This window comes from Kribbella sp. NPDC048837 (assembly GCF_055586945.1).
Genome location: NZ_JBVJHF010000001.1, coordinates 1,199,842 through 1,214,286, shown reverse-complemented (window position 1 = coordinate 1,214,286; position 14,445 = coordinate 1,199,842). Strand labels below are relative to the sequence as shown.

General features: G+C 69.2%; 10 protein-coding genes. 9 read left to right on the top strand and 1 reads right to left on the bottom strand.

What is annotated here, in order from left to right; translation table 11 throughout:
• Positions 1–105: 105 nt before the first annotated feature.
• Positions 106–1,635 carry an amidohydrolase gene (locus tag ACZ6O0_RS05555; RefSeq protein ID WP_465763614.1) on the top strand — a complete coding sequence of 510 codons (1,530 nt, stop codon included), beginning with the start codon at positions 106–108 and terminating at the stop codon, positions 1,633–1,635.
• Positions 1,636–2,062: 427 nt separating this feature from the next.
• Here the strand turns inward: ACZ6O0_RS05555 and ACZ6O0_RS05550 are convergent, their stop codons facing one another.
• On the bottom strand, positions 2,063–4,939 hold the full coding sequence (locus ACZ6O0_RS05550; protein ID WP_465763613.1) for a S8 family serine peptidase: 2,877 nt from the start codon (positions 4,937–4,939) through the stop codon (positions 2,063–2,065).
• Between the two features lie 187 nt (positions 4,940–5,126).
• Between ACZ6O0_RS05550 and ACZ6O0_RS05545 the strand changes: the two genes are divergently transcribed.
• From ACZ6O0_RS05545 to xylA, 8 genes are all read left to right on the top strand, one after another.
• The gene (locus ACZ6O0_RS05545) at positions 5,127–5,924 is read left to right on the top strand and encodes a dienelactone hydrolase family protein (RefSeq protein ID WP_465763612.1); all 798 of its coding nucleotides are present in this window, start codon (positions 5,127–5,129) and stop codon (positions 5,922–5,924) included.
• A gap of 257 nt (positions 5,925–6,181) precedes the next feature.
• Entirely contained in the window at positions 6,182–6,943 is a 762-nt protein-coding gene (locus ACZ6O0_RS05540; protein WP_465763611.1) for a hypothetical protein, read from the top strand.
• 269 nt (positions 6,944–7,212) lie between these two features.
• Entirely contained in the window at positions 7,213–8,484 is a 1,272-nt protein-coding gene (locus ACZ6O0_RS05535) for an ROK family transcriptional regulator (protein ID WP_465763610.1), read from the top strand.
• Entirely contained in the window at positions 8,481–9,983 is a 1,503-nt protein-coding gene (locus tag ACZ6O0_RS05530; protein WP_465763609.1) for a sugar ABC transporter ATP-binding protein, read from the top strand. The genes ACZ6O0_RS05535 and ACZ6O0_RS05530 overlap by 4 nt, the downstream gene beginning before the upstream one ends.
• A complete protein-coding gene (locus ACZ6O0_RS05525; protein WP_465763608.1) occupies positions 9,983–11,020 on the top strand; it encodes an ABC transporter permease in 1,038 nt (345 codons plus the stop codon). The genes ACZ6O0_RS05530 and ACZ6O0_RS05525 overlap by 1 nt, the downstream gene beginning before the upstream one ends.
• Positions 11,021–11,034: 14 nt before the next feature.
• On the top strand, positions 11,035–12,084 hold the full coding sequence (locus ACZ6O0_RS05520) for a substrate-binding domain-containing protein (RefSeq protein ID WP_465763607.1): 1,050 nt from the start codon (positions 11,035–11,037) through the stop codon (positions 12,082–12,084).
• A gap of 12 nt (positions 12,085–12,096) precedes the next feature.
• Positions 12,097–13,260, top strand: a complete 1,164-nt coding sequence (locus ACZ6O0_RS05515; RefSeq protein ID WP_465763606.1) for a Gfo/Idh/MocA family protein — start codon at positions 12,097–12,099, stop codon at positions 13,258–13,260.
• Positions 13,257–14,417 carry a xylose isomerase gene (xylA, locus tag ACZ6O0_RS05510; protein WP_465763605.1) on the top strand — a complete coding sequence of 387 codons (1,161 nt, stop codon included), beginning with the start codon at positions 13,257–13,259 and terminating at the stop codon, positions 14,415–14,417. Before ACZ6O0_RS05515 ends, xylA begins: the two co-directional genes overlap by 4 nt.
• Positions 14,418–14,445: the final 28 nt, after the last annotated feature.

Below are 14,445 nucleotides of genomic sequence, written 5' to 3'. Positions count from 1 at the left end.
ACCCCCACCCTACCCGAGATTCGAACATCTGTTCCCATCGATTCCGCTCGTCCATGGACTGCCCATCCGCGAGACTGCTCCACGACGACCACCCCTGGAGGACGGATGTCCCGCCTACTGATCCGCAACGTCGCCGTCCTGGTCGTGCCGCCCTCCGGCGACTGCCGGGTCGACGAGGCTCAGGACATCCACATCGCCAACGGCCGCATCACCGCGATCACCCCGACCGGCTCCCCGCCCCCCGATCCAGCCCCGGAGGACGAGGCCCAAGCTCCCGCCGACCCGGCGCCGCCCGGTGTCCCGGCCGACCCCGCGCCGCCCGGTGTCCCGGCCGGTTCGGTGCCGCCCGGTGTCCCGGCCGATCCAGCGCCGCCCGGCCGCGTCCTTCCCTCCGCGGATCCGGGGTCGACCGGCGACGTCCGCGCGCCGGTTGATGTGGGGGAGTGCGAGGTGGTTGAGGGGCGTGGGTTGTTGGCGGTGCCGGGGTTGGTGAACTCGCATACGCACAGTCCGATGGTGATGATGCGGGGTGCGGCCGAGGACGTCTCGATCGACGACTGGTTCAACCGGCGGATCTGGCCGATGGAGGTGAACCTGACGCCGGAGCGGGTGCGCGTGGGGGCGCGGCTGGCGTGTGCGGAGATGTTGCTGGCCGGCGTGACCACGTTCGTGGACCACTACTTCCACGCCGACCAGATCGCGGCCGCCGCGGTCGAGTCCGGGATCCGCGCCGACCTCGCGCCCACATTCTTCTCGTCCGCCGGCCCCGACGCCATCGACGCGGCGATCGCGACCGCCCGCGACCTCCGGTCCCTCGACCCCCGGATCACCGCGAGCCTCGGCCCCCACGCGACGTACACGGTCTCCGACGACGACTTCCGTCGTACGGCGGAAGTCGCGCAGGCCGAGGGATTCCGCATCCACCTGCACGCCGCGGAGACCGACGACCAGACGCGATCGTCACTCGACAAGCACGGCGTCACTCCGATCCAGGTCCTCGAGCGCACCGGCGTACTCGAGGCCGGCGCCCTGATCGCCCACGGATGCGGCATCCGCGAGTCCGACCTGCCCATCCTCGAGCGGTACGCCGATCGCACGACTGTCGCGAGTTGCCCGAAGGTCTATCTCAAGCTCGCGATGGGCGAGGTGACCCCGATCAAGGGTCTCCGATCCGCCGGCGTACGAGTCGGTGTGGGCACCGATGGCGCGGCCGTGCACAACACCCTCGACGTCTGGGAATCCCTTCGGATGGTCGCCCTCACCCAGAAGCAACGCGAACAGGACGCCGAGTGGATGACCCTGTCCGACACGCTCCGCCTGGCCACCCGGGGCGGCGCGGCGGCTGCCGGACTGGCCGACCGCATCGGCGTGCTCGAGCCAGGCCGCCAAGCCGACATCGCCCTCGTGGATCTCTCCGGGCCGCACAACCAACCTGTCCACGACGCCCGAGCAGCCCTCGTGTACTCGGTCCGCCCGTCCGACGTCGTCACAGTTCTCGTCGACGGCAAGGTCGTCGTCCGCGACCGGCAACTCACCACGATGGACCTCGGCGAAGTCCTCGCCGACGCTCGAGCCCTCGCCCACACCCTGGTGGATCTCTCCCGAGGAGGCGCCGTCCAGCACTACGCACCCTGACCTGACCGGGACGTCGCTTCCCACGGGTTGTGTATCGACTCTCCGCAGTCTGTTACGGACCGCCCGACTGAGGAGACGAGATGACAGATCACCGCTCGGCGTGCTTGCTGACCGTCGACCTGTCCGTTCAGGAGCTCGAGCGTTCCGAGCGGGAAGCCCAGCAGGGCTTGGCGGATGCGTTGCCCGCGTCGTCGACGAAGGCCCTCGGGATGGTTGCCACGCGCATCGGTGGCGGCGTCGTACTCGCGATGCGCGCACACCCGCCTTCTACCGCGCGCAGGATGCCTCACGGGCGACGCTCGCTATCGCACCCGCTTTCCTGCCGGAGGACTGGCCGGAGATCTGTGCGAGGTACGGCATCGAGCACTCGGAAAGCAGCACGCCCCGGCCGAGGGGCCGGGGCGTGCTTGGTGCGGAGGACTGCGGATCAGCTCACCGTGAGGATCTTGTTCACGGTGTACGCCTGGGTGTGGTCGGCGTCCGCAGGGAACCAGACCCGGTAGGCGATCTGGCCGCGGATGGTGGGCTTGATGCCGAAGGCGTACGCCCCCGAGGCACTCAGCTTCACCGAGGCGATCGACTTCCAGACCTTGTTCCCGTACTGCTGCAGGTAGACGAGCTTGCCCGAGTGCGCCGGAGCGAGGTACCCGTTGAACTTCGTCACCGACCCCAGCCGGATCGACGCCGGTGCCAGTGTCGCCGAGATCGTCGGCGTCACCTGCACGGTGACGTCCGCGGTCCGCGTCCCCATCAGGTCGGCGTTGCCGGGGAACGTCAGCATGATCACCGACGACACCGCCGGCTTGTACACGTAGCTGAGCGTCCCGGTCGACGACGTCTTCAGTGCCGCCAGCAACTTGAACGTCGACACGTTCTTCGGCCGCACGTAGATGTTGACCGGCAACCCGGAGTACGCCTTGTTGTCGATCCGCAGCGTGCTGCCCTTGATCGTGATCGACGACCCGTACTTGACCAGCGTCGACGTCACCGCGATCCCGGACTTCATCCCGAGCAACTGCGTGGTCGCCACCGGGCTGACCTTCCCGCTCCGGTCCTTCACCCAGGCCGCATACGTGTACGTCGTCCCCTGCAGCAACCCGGTGTTCTTCACGGCGGACGCCGTACCGGCATACACAAGCGTCCCGGTCGTCAACGTCGGCACTTTGCTCCCGGCGTTCCGCCGCACGATGACCTGATCGAGATCCGTCAGCGCCGGCACCTTCCAGGACAGGTTCGCCGCCAGGTAAGCCCCAGTCGCATCGAACGATCCCACCGCCTGCGGAGCCACATCGACCGTGGTGAACACGGACGTGACGTACGGCAGGCCGGCGCCGTCTGCGGTCTCCAGCGTCTCGCCGACGATCTTGTACGTCGTGTTGTCCAGCAGCGGCGCGTTCGGCGTGATCGTCGCCTTCCGGGTGGCCGCGTCGTACGCCACCGTCGCCGGGATCAGCGCATCCGTCTTGCCGTTCACGAGCTTGACCCTGGGCCAGGTGACGGTGGCCGGGTTCATGTCTCGTGCGAAGGTGATCGAGGGCGTCGTCGACACGGCCACACCGGACGCCCGGTCTGCCGGCAGTACGTCGCGCACCGGGTAGGCAGTGCCGTCCGCGGCCGCGGGTGTACTGCTCGGTCCCACCGTCAGCGTGTACTTGCGACTGTCGCGTGATCCGTTCGCGTTGCGGACCGCGATGTAGATCGGATCGGGTGTGGCCCCGATGTCGACCGACACGGAGAGCGGCTGCGGGATCTCGTAGCCGTCCGAATCCACCGGCGGTTCCGGGTTGGCCTTCTCAGCGAGCGGCCTGAGGTCGCCGTCGTAGACCGAGACAACGGGGCCGAAGTTCTGCGCGTACAGACCGGAGTCGAAGGTCGCGCCGGTGACAGTGACCCTGAGGTTGCCGGAGCTGGAGCCCGGCGCCTGGTACCAGTCGACATCGCCTTCGGCGTCGATGGCGGACGCGATCGAGCTCGACACCGGGGTCGCGCGGGCCGGCTGGTCGTCGCCGTCGGCGGAGGCGCCGGGGAAGTCGGTGGTCCACTTGCCGCCGAGGGCGGCGTAGGCGTCGAGGATGCCGGCGCCGTAGTACGGGTCGTTGCCGCGCGGGCCGGCGTCGCGGGCGGTCGCCTTCAGCCGTGCCATCACCTGCGCGGGCGTCAGGGTCGGGTACTTGTTCCGGACCAACGCCGCGACGCCCGCGACGATCGGCGAGGAGAACGACGTACCGGCGAGGCCGATCAGGTACGGGTCGTAGCCGGCCGGTGTCATCCATCGAGGTGCCGTGCTGGTGATGTCGTAGCCCGGCGCCGCGATGTCGACCGAGTCACCCCAGGTGCTGAAGCTGGTCAGTACGGCGTTCCGGTTGGTGGCGCCGACCGAGAGGACCTCCGGGTACGCGGCCGGGTAGTGCAGCGGGCTCGAGGCGCCGGTGTTGCCGGCCGCGGCGATCAGTACGACGCCCTTCGCGACGGCGTTCTGGATCGCCTGGTGCAGAAGCGGGTTGTCTCCCTCGCCGCCGAGCGACATGTTGATCACCCGGGCGCCGCTCTTGACGGCCCAGTTGATGCCGTTGATCACATTGGCGTCGCTGCCGGAGCCGGTGTCGTCGAGGACCTTGACCGGCCGGACCTTCGCGTTCCAGGCCACACCGGCGACGCCGATGCCGTTGCCCGTCCCGGCGGCGATGATGCCGGTGACCATGGTGCCGTGGCCGTAGCCGTCATCCGGCGGCAGCGCTGTGTTGAACGTGTTGTAGCCCGGCAGCAGGTGTCCGGCGAGGTCGGGGTGACCCGCGTCGACGCCGGTGTCCAGGACGGCGATCGTCTGGGTGCCGGCGGACTTGGACAGATCCCAGGCCTGGTCGACGCGCACCGTCGGCAGGTACTTCTGGTAGTTGAAGTACAGGTAGTCGTTCGGCGTCGCGTCCGCGTGCCGGAGATAGTTGAGCGAGGCAACCTCGACCGCCGGGTCGGCCTCGACCTTCTTCAGCAGGTCGACCGCCTTGCCGTCGCCGGTCACGGTGACCACGTCGGAGGAGCTGACCGAACCCTCGGGCGTGGCCTTCACCTTGGCCAGCGCGGCCTTGCGGGCCGAGGTGGTGGCCTTCGGCTTGAACTTCACCAGCACGGACTTCGCGTCGTACGCGGGTCCGCGCTGGGTGTCGGGACGGAACTTCGCCGTGAACGGGCGTGGTTCGGCGGTCACGTCCGCGGTGCCGGACGAGCCGGTCACCGCCACGAGCGTCGCCGCCACCATGGCCGCGGGCAGGCCCAGGCGCAGGAGGTGGGCAGGGCGGATGGACAAGGGGACCCCCCCAAGGGTCAAGTGATAGTCGAGCGGAGTATGTCAGAGGTCTGGTCCAGTTAGGTTGCCGGATCAGGTGCCAGAAGCTGCAATTCGGCAACGTCTCCCCGGATGCCCCGGACACGCGACCGAAGGAGATTGTCCGAACGAACAGGTTGTCATCGGCCGTGCACCCTAAGGTGGCGTCATGACCTCGGACCTGAGCGGCTGGCGGCGGACGCCGTTCACCGGCGCAGGCCTGACCTACGACTGCTTCGAGCAGGGCGAGGGGCCTGGCGTCGTGCTGATCCCCGAGATCCCCGGCCTGACGCCGGAGGTGCTCGGTTTCGGCGAGCACCTCGTCGGCGAAGGGTTCACTGTCGTCATCCCGTCCCCTTTCGGTACGCCGGGACGCCCCGAGACCACCGGCTACATGCTGGGCATCGTCGCGCGGCTGTGCGTGACCAAGGAGTTCCGCTGCTTCGCGGCGAACGCCGAGCGCCCGATCACGCGGTACCTGCGGGCCGTCGCCACCGATCTGGCCGCGCGTACGCCGGGACGCGGGGTCGGTGTGATCGGGATGTGCTTCACCGGTGGGTTCGCGCTGGCCACCGCGGTCGAGGACGTGGTCACGGCGCCGGTGCTGAGCCAGCCGTCGACACCGTTCGCGGTGACACCGCGACTACGCCGCGACCCGGGTCTGTCCGAGGCCGAGCTCGAGGTCGTCAAGGAGCGGACGCGGACGGACGGCCTGTGCCTGCTGGGCCTGCGCTTCAGCGGGGACCGGATGGCGCCGGCCGAGCGGTTCGCCACGTTGCGCGCGCAGCTCGGTGACGCGCTGGAGGTGATCGAGCTCGACTCCTCGCCGGGCAACGCCGACGGCTACGGCCGGTCCGCTCACTCCGTGCTTACGGCCGAGGTTCGCGAGCAGCCGCCGAACTCGGCGTTCGCGGCCCGCATCCGAACTGTCGAGTTCCTGAAAGAACGCCTGAATACTACGGACTGACCGTGACCGGTGACGCTGCGTGCGGAAATGTTAAACCGGCGTTGAGGAATGCACAGCGTGTGATTCAGTGGACGCTGCGTGGGGAAATGTCCGGTTACCTGGGGAGGATCGTTGCAGTGTGCAAGGGAGGGGCAGCGGTGGGTGACGCGCGGTGATTTGCTCTGGTCTCAGGCGCCGCGGACGTGGCACGATCGGCCACCGGAGGCACATCAGGGGGCGCGCATGGCATTGGCCAGGCACTTGACGAGTGAGGCTGTATGAACGGGCGGACAGCGCAGGACAGCCGGGCCCCGGTGAACGGGGCCGCGGCGGCGAACGGGACGAACGGTCACGGTCCGCAACCGGAAGCTCACCTCGGACAAGTTCCGGCGGACGACCAGGCCGAGACGGGCCCGCGTCCGGACGCCGGCTGGCAGGCCGATCGGCCGGTCGCCGAGATCCCGCTGGAGCCGACCCCGGGCCAGAAGAGCACTCCTCCGCGCAGCGACTGGACCAAGGAGGTCCGCGATCGCCCGCGGGTTCCGAACGGTACGACGCTCGGCGAGTTCAACACGCCCGTCCGGGTCGACGAGATCGCCGTCGCCGCGATGGCCCTGTCCGAGAACCTGCAGGCGGCCACCCGCGGCATGCCCGAGACCGTAGAGCTGCGGCGGTTCCGTCGCGACCTCGACCAGGCCGCGAGCACGTTCCGGACGATCGCGAACGAGCTGGAGGTCACGGCCGGCAAGCTGATCCGCCTGGCCGCGAACGAAGGCCAGGCCTGCGGTGTCGGCTGGGGCGTGTGCCCCGAGCACGGCCTCACGCTCATGAACGTCGGTGAGACCGTCACCTGCCACGTCCTCGGCTGCGAGCGTGGGAACGAGGGCGCCGTCGAGCGCTGCGAGCACCCGGTCGCGTACCGCGTGGTCGACGCGGCCGGCCCAGCACTCCTCACCTGCGCCGGCCACGCGATCGCGTGCCGTCTCTACCTGGACAACCCAGTCATCACCGCGGCCTCCGACAGCATGGAGCTGTTCTAGGAAATCCGGCAGGACGTCAACTGGTCGTCCGCGTTCGCGGGTAGTAGTCCGAGGAGCACGCCGTACCGTCCTCGTCGGGCGCGCGGATCCCCGAGCCGGCTCACGATCGCCGTGTTGGTCGGGAGACGGCGGCTCAACCCAGTACTCCTGGGGTCCAAGGAAATCTTGGACAGACTCTTGCAAGAAAGTGATCGTCGCAAACTCTTGACGCCCCTTGCGCGGAAACTTAGTTTGTTGGTTCAACAGACAAAGTCTGGAAGGGGTGCCGGATGACGTTGAGCGACGGGCGCCGCCCGGGCAATCGGGGTGTCGCCGCCGATCACGTCTCGCTCCGCCGCAACAACCTCTCGGTGGTCCTGCGGCACGTCCGCGACCTCGGCCCGCGGTCCCGCGCCCGGATCGCCGCCGACACCGGCCTGAACAAGGCCACCGTCAGCAGCCTGGTCGCCGAGCTGGTCGAGCGCGGTCTGCTCCGCGAAGGGCCCGCCGACTCCACCCGCGCCCTTGGGCGACCCGGCCAGCTCGTCGAGCTCGACGGCTCCGGTGTCTGCGGTGTCGGCGCCGAGATCAACGTCGACTACCTTGCGGTCGCCGCCCTCGACCTGGCCGGCGACATCGTGCTCGAGAAGCGTGTCCCGGTCGACGTCGCCCACCTCGACCCGAGTACGACGCTCGACCGGTTGGCGGACCTGGTCCGGGAGGCCGTGGCGGCCGTGGACGCGCGTGGCGGACAGCTCGCCGGCGTGACCCTCGCCGTACCGGGTCTGGTCGAAGGCGACACCGGTGAGCTCAAGCTGGCGCCGAACCTGGGCTGGGGCGAGGTCTCGGTGACCCGGGAGATGCGGGCGCGGCTCGGCGAACCGTCGTACCCGCTGCATGTCGACAACGAGGCGAATCTCGCGGCGCTGGCGGCGTACTCGGAGATCCGCCAGTCGGATCAGGTGCAGGATCTCGTGCTGCTGACCGGTGCGGTCGGTGTCGGTGGCGGGATGGTGACCGGCGGGCATCTGCTCCGCGGCGGGCACGGGTACAGCGGCGAGGTCGGGCACATGCCGGTGGCGCCACCCGGGCGGACCTGCGGCTGCGGCCGGACCGGCTGCTGGGAGACCGTCGTCGGACTGACCGCACTGTTGCACAAGGCAACGGACAGGGACGATCCGGTCCGGGATCCGTCCCTGGACGTGGAGCAACGGCTGGCCGGGATCACCCGGCGGGCCGAGGCGGGGGACGCGCGGACGCTGTCCGCGCTGAAGGACGTCGGTACCTGGCTGGGGATTGGGGGAGCGATCCTGGTGAACATCCTGAACCCGGACGTGCTCGTGCTCGGCGGCTACTTCGCCGTGCTCGGGCCATGGCTGAAAGAACCACTGGAGAAGGCGATCCGGGACCGCGTGATCGCGCCCGACGGCGGCGGCTGCCGGGTGGTGCGGTCCGATCTCGGCTTCGCCGCGGCGGTCCGCGGCGGCGCGCAGATCTCGCTCGACCAGGTCTTCGTCGACCCGACCGTGATCGGCCGGGCCGAGCCGGAGGTCGCCCAATGAGCGAGCTGCTCACGATGACCGGCATCGTCAAGGAGTTCCCCGGCGTCCGCGCGCTCGACGGCGTCGACCTCGACGTCCGGGCCGGCGAGGTGCACTGCCTGCTCGGGCAGAACGGCGCCGGCAAGTCGACGCTGATCCGCGTCCTGACCGGCGCGCACCAGCCGGACGCCGGCACGATCCACATCAACGGCGAAGAGGTCCAGCTCAACAGCCCGACCGCGGCGATCGACCGCGGGATCGCGGCGATCTACCAGGAGCTCGACCTGGTCCCCGACCTGACCGTTGCCGAGAACATCTTTCTGGGCCACGAACCGTCCCGCTACGGCTTCAGCCGCCGGCACGAGGCGACGGCCCGGGCCCGCGAGATCCTGCACGGCCTCGGGCACGGCGAGATCCCGGTCCATCGGTCGGTCGGTTCGCTGCCGGCCGCCGGGCAGCAGGTGGTCAGCATGGCCCGGGCGCTCTCGCGGGACGCGCACCTGATCGTGATGGACGAGCCGTCCGCGGTGCTCGATCCCGAAGAGGTCGGGAACCTGTTCCGGGTGATCCGCGGCCTGACCGAGCGCGGCGTCGCCGTGGTCTACATCTCCCACCGGCTCGAGGAGATCCGCCAGATCGGTGACCGCGTCACCGTGCTGAAGGACGGCGCGACCGTCGCCACCGGTCTCGACGCCCGCGAGACACCCACCAAGGAACTCATCCGGCTGATGACCGGCCGCTCGATCGAGTACGTCTTCCCGCCCCGCCAGGAGATCCTCAGTACGGCGTCCGTCGTACTGGAGGTGGACGACCTGACCCGACCGGGGGAGTTCGCCGGGATCGGGTTCACCGTCCGCGCCGGAGAGATCGTCGGCCTGGCCGGACTCGTCGGCTCCGGGCGTTCCGAAGTACTCGAGACCGTGTACGGCGCTCGCCGGGCGGCGAGCGGATCGGTCAAGGTCGACGGGGTGGAGCTGCGGCCGGGCCGGGTCCAGGCTGCCGTGAAGGCCGGGGTCGGGCTGGCGCCGGAGGAGCGGAAGAGTCAGGCGCTGCTGCTGGACGAGGCCGTGTACAAGAACATCACGGCCTCCACGCTGCAGCGGTTCGCCCGTGCCGGATTCCTGAACCGAGGAGCTGAGCGGGAGGCCGCCGCGGAGCTCACCAGAGCCCTGGATGTCCGCCCGGCCGGTGTGGACCACCCGGTGCGCAACCTGTCCGGCGGCAACCAGCAGAAGGTCGTGCTGGCTCGCTGGCTGCTGCGGGACTGTCGCGTGCTGCTGCTCGACGAACCGACCCGGGGTGTCGACGTCGGCGCACGGTCGGAGATCTACGCCTTGATCCGCAAGCTCGCCGCGAACGGGGTCGCGATCGTGCTGGTGTCCAGCGAGGTCGAGGAAGTGCTCGGTCTGGCCGACCGGGTCGTCGTCCTGCGGGAGGGGCGTGCCGTCCACACCGGGCCCGCGCAAGACATCGACGAACACCAGGTCCTCGACCTGGTGATGGAAGGAAGTGCCGTGTGATGAGTGAGGACATCGCACCTTCGGAGACCGCCTCGACGCAGGCAACGGTCACTCAGCCGGCGGCGCAACGCTCCAGCAACCTGCTCAGAACCGGGGCCGGACGCAACCTCGGCCTGGTGGTCGCCCTGGTGCTGTTGTGCATCGTCGGTGTGATCACCGCGGGAGACACGTTCGCAACCGGCGCCAACATCCTGACGATCCTGCGGCTGGCCGCGGTGATCGGCGTGGTCAGCGTCGGGATGACGTTCGTCATCACCGGCGGCGGCATCGACCTGTCGGTCGGCGCGATGGTGGCGCTGTCGTCGGTCTGGGCGACCACGCTGGCCACGCAGCAGCTGGCCGCCGATTTCCACTGGATCTTCATGGTCAGCACGGCGCTCCTGGTAGGCGCCGCGTGTGGCCTGGTCAACGGACTACTGGTTGCCTACGGCAAGGTGGTGCCATTCATCGCGACCCTGGCGATGCTGGCGGCCGCCCGCGGTCTGGCGGAGATCATCTCCGACCGGAAGACGCAGATCATCACGGTCAACTCGTTCGTCGACTTCTTCGGCGGCACGCTGCTCGGCGTACCGGTCCTGGTCTGGATCTTCCTGCTGGTCGCCGCGGCCGGCTGGGTGCTGCTGAACCGGACCACCTTCGGCCGCCGGACCTTCGCCGTCGGCGGCAACGCCGAGGCGGCCCGGCTGGCCGGCATCAAGGTGCAGCGGCACACCGTCGCCCTCTACGTGCTGGGCGGGCTGTGCTGCGGCATCGCCGCGGTGATGCTGATGGCCCGCACGACGACCGGCAGCTCGACCCATGGTCAGCTGTACGAACTGGACGCGATCGCGGCGGTGGTGATCGGCGGCACGCTGCTGTCCGGTGGCCGGGGCACGATCGTCGGCACGGTGTTCGGCGTCCTGATCTTCACCACGCTGAACAACGTGTTCACCCTGAACAACCTGAGCATCTCCGCTCAGTCGGTGGCCAAGGGCCTGATCATCGTGATCGCCGTCCTTCTCCAGCAGCGTCTGGCCGCCCGCACCACCAGCTCATGACAAGGAGGACAACGATGTCCGTACGTCCCGCCCGATCCATGATCAGCGTAGCGATCGCTGGTCTCGGCGTGCTCGCGCTCGCCGCCTGTACCAGTAACACCCCGAAGGCCGAGGAGAGCGACGGAACCGCGACTCAGGCGGTTGCCGCCGGCAAGAACGACGAACCCGGCAAGAAGGTCCGGATCGGCTTCTCCGCGCCGGCCGCCGACCACGGCTGGATGGGTTCCATCACCAAGGCGACCCAGGCGGAGGCGAAGAAGTACTCCGACGTCGAGCTGCTCGTCGCCGAGGGCACCAACGACGTGAACCTGCAGATCAGCCAGGTGGAGACGTTCATCAACCAGAAGGTGGACGCGATCGTGCTGCTGCCGTTCGACGGCGCGGCGCTCACCCCGGTGGCGATCAAGGCGATGGAGGCCGGGATCACGGTGGTCAACGTGGACCGTGAGTTCGACAGCTCGTTCGCGGCCCGGACGACGGTACTCGGCGACAACCACGGCATGGGTGTGTCGGCCGGCACGTACATCTGCCAGCAGCTGAAGGACAAGAAGGACGCCGTGGTCGCGGAGATCGCCGGCATCGACTCGCTGCCGCTGACCCAGGACCGCAGCCGCGGCTTCAAGGAGGCGCTGGCCGACTGCGGGCTGAAGGTGAGCAACCGGGTCGCCGCCGAGTTCACCGTCGAGTCCGGTGAGAAGGCCGCGGCCAACCTGCTGCAGGCGGCGCCGAAGATCGACGCGATCTGGAACCACGACGACGACCAGGGCGTCGGCGTGATGGCCGCGATCAAGAACTCCGGCCGCAAGGAGTTCTTCGTGGTCGGCGGGGCCGGCTCGGCGAACGTGATGCGGGACATCAAGTCCGGCAACTCGTTGCTGAAGGCCACCGTCATCTACCCGTCCACGCAGGGTGCGGACGGGGTCCGGCTGGCCCGGCTGCTGGTGCAGAAGAAGGCCCTCGGCGACCTGGTGGAGGTCGAGGTGCCGCGCACGGTCCAGCTCTACGCACCGGTGGTCACCAAGGACAACGTGGACCAGTACCTGCCCACCGCATTCGAAAGCTGACGAAGGAGAGTCATGACGAACCTGGGCATCGGCCTGATCGGCTACGCGTTCATGGGCGCGGCCCACTCGCAGGCCTGGCGGAGCGCACCGCGCTTCTTCGACCTGCCACTGGACCCGCAGCTGAACGTGCTGGGTGGCCGCAACGCCGAGGCTGTTCGGGCGGCCGCGACGAAGCTCGGCTGGAAGGACACCGAGACCGACTGGCGCAAGCTGATCGCTCGCGACGACGTCCAGCTGGTCGACGTGTGCACGCCGGGCGACAGCCACGCCGAGATCGCGATCGCAGCCCTGGAGGCCGGCAAGCACGTGCTGTGCGAGAAGCCGCTGGCCAACACCGTCGAGGAGGCCGAGGCGATGACCGCGGCCGCCGAGGCGGCCCGGGCCAAGGGGATCAGGTCGATGGTCGGGTTCACCTACCGGCGGGTCCCGGCGATCGGGCTGGCCCGCCAGCTCGTCGCCGAGGGCAAGCTCGGCACCATCCGGCACGTCCGGGCGCAGTACCTCCAGGACTGGATCGCCGACCCGGAGGCGCCGCTGTCGTGGCGGCTGGACAAGGAGAAGGCCGGCTCCGGCGCGCTCGGTGACATCGGCGCCCACATCGTCGACCTGACGCAGTACATCACCGGCGACACGATCGGTGAGGTGAGCGCCCGGCTCGAGACGTTCGTGAAGGAGCGCCCGGTCGCCGCCGAGCACTCCGGTCTGGCCGGTACGGCGGGCACCGAACGCGGCCCGGTCACGGTCGACGACGCCGCGGTCTTCCTGGCCACGTTCCGGTCCGGCGCGCTCGGCGTCTTCGAGGCGACCCGGTTCGCGACCGGCCGCAAGAACGCGATCCGGATCGAGATCAACGGCAGCCTGGGCAGCCTGGCCTTCGACTTCGAGGACATGAACCTCCTGCACTTCTACGACGCGACCGAGGACGCGCGTACCGCCGGCTTCCGGCGGATCCTCGCCACCGAGTCCGCCCACCCGTACGTCGAGGCGTGGTGGCCGCCCGGCCACCTGCTCGGTTACGAGCACGGGTTCACCCATCAGGTCGTCGACCTGGTCACCGCGATCGCCGAAGGAGCCGATCCCGCACCGTCGTTCGCCGACGGGCTGCAGGTCCAGCGTGTGCTGGCCGCGGTCGAGACCAGTTCGACGTCACGACAATGGCAGGAGATTCCCGCATGAACAGCTTTACCCCGACCAAGGACGACAAGTTCTCCTTCGGTCTGTGGACCGTCGGCTGGCAAGGCGTCGACGTCTTCGGTACGGCGGTCCGCCCGGCGATGGACCCGGTCCACGCCGTCGAGAAGCTCGCGGAACTGGGCGCCGCGGCGGTCACGTTCCACGACGACGACGTCGTACCGGACGACGCCACCCGCGGTCAGGTGCTCGAGCGCTTCACGAAGGCCCTGGCCGACACCGGTCTGGGCGTCGAGATGATGACCACGAACCTGTTCAGCCACCCGGTCTTCAAGGACGGTGGCCTGACCGCGAACGACCGCCAGGTCCGGCGGTACGCCCTGGCGAAGGTGCTCCGCAACGTCGATCTCGCGGCCGAGCTGGGCGCGACGACGTACGTGCTCTGGGGCGGGCGTGAGGGTGCCGAGTCCGGTGGTTCCAAGGACGTCCGGGCCGCGCTCGACCGGTACAAGGAGTCGATGGACCTGCTCTGCGCCTACGTGCGGGAGCAGGGTTACAACATCCGCTTCGCGATCGAGCCGAAGCCGAACGAGCCGCGCGGTGACATCCTGCTGCCGTCGATCGGGCACGCGATTGCCTTCATCAACGATCTGGCGGATCCGGAACTGGTCGGCATCAACCCCGAGGTCGGCCACGAGCAGATGGCGTCGCTGAACTACGCGCACGGCATCGCGCAGGCGCTGTGGCACGGGAAGCTGTACCACATCGACCTCAACGGGCAGCACGGTCCGCGGTTCGACCAGGACCTGCGGTTCGGTGCCGGGAACCTGCGGGAGGCCTTCTGGACGGTCGACGTCCTCCAAGGCGCCGGAAGTCACCCGGCCTACGACGGGTACGTCCACTTCGACTACAAGCCGCCGCGGACCGAGGACGAAGACGGTGTCTGGGAGACCGCGCGGGGCTGTATGCGGAACTACCTGATCCTGCGCGACAAGGTGCAGGCGTTCCGTGCCGACCCCGAGGTCGCGGAGGCGCTGGCCGCCGCCCGCGTCGCGGAACTGTCGGAGCCCACCCTGGCCGAGGGTGAGTCGCTGGCAGACCTCCGCAACGAGAAGTACGACCGGGAAGCGCTGGCCGAGCGCGGTCTCGGGTTCGAAAGGCTGGACCAGCTGGCGATGGAGCACCTGCTCGGCGTCCGCTGATCCGGTTGTTGTACTCCCGCGCAGGGCA

Bases quoted from the DNA above. Each gene is read 5' to 3' on its own strand.
- ACZ6O0_RS05555 (WP_465763614.1), top strand. From the start codon at position 106: ATGTCCCGCCTACTGATCCGCAACGTCGCCGTCCTGGTCGTGCCGCCC.
- ACZ6O0_RS05545 (WP_465763612.1), top strand. From the start codon at position 5,127: ATGACCTCGGACCTGAGCGGCTGGCGGCGGACGCCGTTCACCGGCGCA.
- ACZ6O0_RS05540 (WP_465763611.1), top strand. From the start codon at position 6,182: ATGAACGGGCGGACAGCGCAGGACAGCCGGGCCCCGGTGAACGGGGCC.
- ACZ6O0_RS05535 (WP_465763610.1), top strand. From the start codon at position 7,213: ATGACGTTGAGCGACGGGCGCCGCCCGGGCAATCGGGGTGTCGCCGCC.
- ACZ6O0_RS05530 (WP_465763609.1), top strand. From the start codon at position 8,481: ATGAGCGAGCTGCTCACGATGACCGGCATCGTCAAGGAGTTCCCCGGC.
- ACZ6O0_RS05525 (WP_465763608.1), top strand. From the start codon at position 9,983: ATGAGTGAGGACATCGCACCTTCGGAGACCGCCTCGACGCAGGCAACG.
- ACZ6O0_RS05520 (WP_465763607.1), top strand. From the start codon at position 11,035: ATGTCCGTACGTCCCGCCCGATCCATGATCAGCGTAGCGATCGCTGGT.
- ACZ6O0_RS05515 (WP_465763606.1), top strand. From the start codon at position 12,097: ATGACGAACCTGGGCATCGGCCTGATCGGCTACGCGTTCATGGGCGCG.
- xylA (WP_465763605.1), top strand. From the start codon at position 13,257: ATGAACAGCTTTACCCCGACCAAGGACGACAAGTTCTCCTTCGGTCTG.